The organism is Streptomyces sp. NPDC007162, from assembly GCF_040634175.1.
In the GTDB taxonomy this organism is placed as follows: domain Bacteria; phylum Actinomycetota; class Actinomycetes; order Streptomycetales; family Streptomycetaceae; genus Streptomyces.
The window spans coordinates 1-5328 of the sequence record NZ_JBEYFC010000562.1; the positions used below are offsets into that span (position 1 = coordinate 1).

The following is a 5328-nucleotide window of genomic DNA, read 5'->3' on the forward strand; positions in this document are numbered from 1 at the left end:
CACCAACACACCCCCACACACCGCCCCACACCTCCCCACCTACCCCTTCCAACACCAGCACTACTGGCTCAAAAACGTCCCTTCCGCAGGTGCCGTGGCCGCCGCCGGGCTCACGGACGCCCGACACCCCCTGCTCGACGCCTGGGTCGAACTGCCCGACGAGAGCGGGGTGTTGTTCACCGCCCGGCTGTCGTCGAGCAGCCACCCCTGGCTGGCCGAACACACGGTGCACGGAGTCGCGGTGGTGCCCGGGGCGGCGTTCCTGGAGATGGCGGTGCGTGCCGGGGACGAGGTGGGCTGCGGTGCCGTCGAGGAACTGCTGATCGAGACGCCGCTCGTGCTCGCGGAGGGCCCGGGCGTGCGGCTCCAGGTGGCCGTCGGCGCGGCGGACGGCTCCGGCCGGCGCCGGCTGACCGTCCACTCTCGGCGTCAGGGTGCCCCCGGCTGGACCCGGCACGCCACCGGCACACTGGCCGGCCGTCCGGACGCCGTCCCCGGCATCGACCTGTCGGTGTGGCCGCCGGCCGGGGCGGTGCCCGTCGAGGTGGATCCGGCGGTACCGGGGCTGCGTGCGGCGTGGCGGCGTGGCGAGGAGGTGTTCGCCGAGGCCGAGGTGGACGAGGAGCAGCGGGACGCGGCCGAGCGGTTCGCGCTGCATCCCGCGCTGCTCGAAGCCGTGGGCCGTGCCGACGGTGGCACCTCCGCGCTGTCCGTCATCTACCGTGCCGTGTCCCTGGCAGCGGCCGGGGCCACCTCTCTGCGGGCGCGTTCCGCTCCGGACGGCAGTGGCGGTACGGCGCTGGAACTCGCGGACGCCTCCGGCCGGGCGGTCGGCAGCTTCGGGTCGGTCATCTCGCGTGAGGTCAACGCGGATGAGCTGGTGTCGGCGGCTGCTCAGGGCGGCGTGGACCCGCTGGACGCGTTGTTCCGCGTCGACTGGGTGCCCTTTGCCGTCGAGGCCGTGGCGGACCCGACGCGGCAACTGGTCACCGTTGCCGAGCTCGATGAGCTGTCGGCGTCGGCCGCTCGGAGTGATGTGCGCGTGGATCTGACGGACACCGCCCAGGGGTTGCGGGCGCTGACCTCGCGGGCGTTGGCGTGGGTCCAGGCGTGGCTTGCCCTGCCGGTGACGGATGCGCGGCTGGTCGTCGTCACGCGGGACGTCGGCGACCCGGCCACCGCGGCTGTCTGGGGGCTCGTCCGCTCGGCGCAATCGGAGGCACCGGAGCGGCTGGTCCTGGCCGCCGTGGACGGGGACGCCGCCTCCGAGGCGCTGCTGCCCGCCGCGGTCGCCACCGGTGAGCCGCAGTTCGCCCTCACCGCCGGGCGGGCCACCGTACCGAGGCTGGTGCGGGCGGCGGACGCCGGCGCCGTTCGACCGCTCGACCCCGAGGACACCGTCGATGCCGTAGAGCCGCTCGACCCCGACGGCACCGTACTGATCACCGGCGGCACCGGCACCCTGGGCCGCCGGCTCGCCCGGCATCTCGTGGCCGAGCACGGCGTACGCCACCTGCTGCTGGTCAGCCGGCGCGGCGGTGCCGCCGAGGGCGTGCCCGAGCTGGAGCGCGACCTCGGCGCGCTGGGAGCCACCGTGCGCACCGTCGCCTGCGACGTCACCGACCGTGCCGCGCTGACCGGCCTGCTGGCGTCGATCCCCGGCGGGACACCGCTGACCGCCGTCGTCCACACCGCCGGTGTGCTGGACGACGGCGTGGTCACCGCCCTCACCCCGGAGCGGCTGGAAGCCGTCCTGCGGCCCAAGGCGGACGCGGCGCTCCTGCTGGACGAGCTGACCCGGGACACCGGCCTCGCGGCGTTCGTGCTGTACTCCTCGGCCGCCGGCGTCCTCGGCAACCCCGGGCAGGCCAACTACGCAGCCGCCAACGCCTTCCTGGACGCGCTGGCCGCGCGGCGCAGGGCGGCCGGGCTGCCCGCCACCTCGCTCGCCTGGGGCCACTGGGCGGCCACCAGCGAGCTGACCGCCCACCTCACCGCCTCCGACCTGCGGCAGCACTCCCGGCGGTTCGGGATGGCGGCACTGGACGAGGAGACCGGCCTCGCGCTGTTCGACGCCGGTCTGCGCAGCTCCCTCCCGGCGCTGGTGGCGGCCCGGCTCGACCTCGGGCGGCTGCGTGCCGAGCCGGACGGCGGCCCGGTCGCTCCCCTGCTGCGCGAGCTGGTGCCGCCGGTCCGGCGCCGGGCCGCGGGCCGGGCGGCGGCGGCCGGCGGGACGGGCCTCGTACGACGGCTGGCACCGCTGACGCCCGACGAGCGGCACGAGACGCTGCTCGACCTGGTCAGGAACCGTGCCGCGCACGTCCTCGGGCACACGTCCGCCGACGCCGTCGCCGCCGGCCGGGCGTTCCGTGAGGCGGGCTTCGACTCGCTGACCTCCGTAGAACTGCGCAACCGGCTCGCCGCGGACACCGGACTCCGGCTCCCCGCCACACTGCTCTACGACCACCCGAGCCCGGACGTCCTCACCCGGCACCTGCTCGCGGAACTCCTGGCGGAGGGCGACACCTCCGCGGCACCGTCCGCCGTCCCGCCCGGGACGTCCGACGACCCCATCGCCATCGTCGCGATGAGCTGCCGCTTCCCCGGTGGTGTGGAGAGCCCGGAGGACTTCTGGCGGCTGATCAGCGAGGGCGGTGACGCGGTCGGCGACTTCCCGGACGACCGCGGCTGGGACCTGTCCGCGCTCTACGACAGTGACCCCGACCACCCCGGCACGTCGTACGCCCGGCACGGTGCGTTCCTGACGGACGCCGCCGGGTTCGACGCGGGCTTCTTCGGTATCTCGCCCCGCGAGGCCCTGGCGATGGACCCGCAGCAGCGGCTGCTCCTGGAGACGTCGTGGGAGGTGTTCGAGCGGGCCGGCATCGACCCGACGACCCTGGCGGGCCGCCACATCGGTGTGTTCACCGGCATGAACACCCAGGACTACGCGCTGCGCCTGCGCCAGGTCTCCGAGGAGGTCGAGGGGCACCGCATCACCGGCATCTCCGCAGCCGTGCTGTCCGGCCGGGTGGCCTACACCCTCGGTCTCGAAGGGCCCGCGGTGACCATCGACACGGCGTGTTCGTCGTCGCTGGTGGCGCTGCACCTGGCGGCGCAGGCGCTGCGGGCGGGCGAGTGCTCGATGGCGCTGGCCGGCGGGGTCACGGTGATGGCCGCGCCGGACGCCTTCGTCGACTTCTCCCGGCAGCGGGGCCTGTCGGCCGACGGCCGGTGCAAGGCGTTCGCCGCGTCGGCGGACGGCACGGGATGGGCCGAGGGCGTGGGCGTGCTTCTCGTGGAGCGGCTGTCGGACGCTCGGCGCAACGGTCACCAGGTGCTGGCCCTCGTCAGCGGCAGCGCGGTGAACCAGGACGGTGCGTCCAACGGCCTCACCGCCCCCAACGGCCCCTCCCAGCAGCGTGTCATCCGGCAGGCGCTGAGCAGCGCCGGGTTGACCGGTGCCGACGTGGACGTGGTCGAGGCGCACGGTACCGGCACGGCGCTGGGCGACCCCATCGAGGCGCAGGCCGTCCTCGCCACCTACGGTCAGGACCGGCCCGCGGACCGTCCGCTGTGGCTGGGCTCGGTGAAGTCGAACATCGGGCACGCCCAGGCCGCCGCGGGCGTGGCGGGCGTCATCAAGACGGTCATGGCCATCCGGCACGGCCTCCTGCCGCGCACCCTGCACGTCGACGCCCCCACCCCGCAGGTGGACTGGTCGGCGGGCGCGGTGGAACTGCTGACGGAGCAGCGGCCCTGGCCCGAGGCCGGGCGACCGCGCCGGGCGGGTGTGTCCGCGTTCGGCGTCAGCGGCACCAACGCCCATGTCATCGTCGAGCAGGCACCCGACACGGACACCAGTACGGACGACACGCCCACGCCCACGGCCGTGCCCGCCGTCGTCCCCTGGGTCCTCTCGGCCCGCAGCCCCGAGGCGCTGGAAGGGCAGGCGGACCGGCTCGCGGAGTGGGCCGGGCGGCACTCGGACGCCGACCCCGCCGAGATCGCCCACGCACTGCTCTCCACCCGGACGGCGTTCGAACACCGTGCCGTGGTCGTGGGCGCGGGACGCACCGCGCTGCTCGACGGTCTGGACGCCTTGGCCCACCCCCGGCACGCCCGCGGAGTGGCGCGTCCCGGCAGGCTCGCGGTGCTGTTCACCGGCCAGGGCAGCCAGTACACCGGCATGGGCCGCCGCCTTTACGAGCACTACCCGGTGTTCCGCGACGCCTTCGACGCCGCCTGTGCCGAACTGGACCGGCACCTGCTGGACGCCGGGCACGTCACCAGGTCCGTCCTGGACGTGGTGTTCGGCGACGACCCGGCCGAACTGGAGCGAACGGTATTCGCGCAGGCCGGTCTGTTCGCCGTGGAAGTCGCCCTGTTCCGGCTCTACGAGTCCTGGGGCGTCCGCCCCGACCGGCTCGCCGGGCACTCCGTCGGCGAGGTGACGGCGGCGCACGTGGCGGGCGTGCTGTCCCTCCCGGACGCCGTGACTCTGCTGGCGGCACGCGGACGGCTGATGCAGGCCCTGCCGGGCGGGGCGATGGCCGCGCTCAACGCCCCCGAGTCCGTCGTCCGGCCCCTGCTCGCCGACGCGCCGGGCACCGTCGACATCGCGGCGGTCAACGGGCCCGCCTCCGTCGTGGTCTCCGGCGACCGGGACGCCGTGACGGCCGTCGCCGAGGCGTGCGCGGCCCGCGGCCACCGCACCAAGCACCTCCGGGTCAGCCACGCCTTCCACTCCTCGCACATGGACGGCATGCTCGACGCGTTCCGCGAGGTCGTCGCCAGGCTGACGTACTCGCTCCCGGCGATTCCCGTCGTCTCCGGCGTCACCGGCGAGCCGGCCACCCCGGAGCAACTGTGCTCCCCGGACTACTGGGTCGAGCACGTCCGCCGCACCGTCCGCTTCCACGACGTCATCGGCGCGCTGCACACGCAAGACGTCACCACCTTCCTCGAACTGGGCCCCGGCGGCGTCCTCACCGCGATGGCCCAGGAGGCGTCCGGCCCCGGCGCCGAGCCGGCGATGTTCGTGCCCACGCTGCACGACGGCGCCGAGGACGAGTGCGTCGGCGCCGTCACCGCGCTGGCCCGGCTGCACGTCCGCGGCATCCCCGTCGACTTCTCCGCCCTGCTCCCGGCGGCCCCGCACCGCACGGTCGCCGACCTGCCCACGTACGCCTTCCAGCACCGCCGGTACTGGCCGGACGCCCCGCACCCGACGGCCCACCCGGCACCCGCGTCGCAGCCGGTGCCCATACCCGCACCGCAGCCGGTGTCCGGGCCGCGGCCGGTGCCCGGACCGGTCGGCGACACACC

At 75.2% G+C, this 5328-nt stretch carries 1 protein-coding gene; it reads left to right on the forward strand.

Annotated elements, in window-relative coordinates; genetic code table 11:
- Nucleotides 1-94: 94 nt before the first annotated feature.
- Nucleotides 95-5328, forward strand: a 5234-nt coding sequence (locus tag ABZ646_RS39165; protein WP_360530268.1) for a type I polyketide synthase, incomplete at its 3' end; no start/stop codon positions are given.